The sequence below is a fragment of the Mycobacterium intermedium genome (genome assembly GCF_002086275.1).
Taxonomy (GTDB): domain Bacteria; phylum Actinomycetota; class Actinomycetes; order Mycobacteriales; family Mycobacteriaceae; genus Mycobacterium; species Mycobacterium intermedium.
Window position 1 is genome coordinate 1 of the sequence record NZ_MVHT01000360.1, and the last position, 272, is coordinate 272.

Annotated in this window: 1 protein-coding gene; it reads right to left on the reverse strand. The window is 79.4% G+C overall.

What is annotated here, in order from left to right:
* Positions 1–272, reverse strand: a 272-nt coding sequence (locus BST27_RS35255) for a hypothetical protein (protein WP_211285359.1), incomplete at both ends; no start/stop codon positions are given.

Below are 272 nucleotides of genomic sequence, written 5' to 3' on the forward strand. Positions count from 1 at the left end.
GCCGTAGGTGGAGTGGTTCGTGCCGGGCGCGGTCACGCCGGTACCGCCGAGCCCGCCGGTGCCGCCGGCACCGCCGGCGCCGCCACTCCCGTTGAGCCCGCCGCTGGAGTTGCCGCCGTTTCCGCCGACGCCGCCGTGGCCGCCTTGGCCGCCATGGCCGGCGACCGTGCCGAAGGCGTTTCCGCTGACGGAGCCGCCGGTACCGCCGGTGCCGCCGCCGCCCCCGGTGCCGCCCGCGCCGCCGCTGCCAACCTGCCCGAATAGCCCGGTGC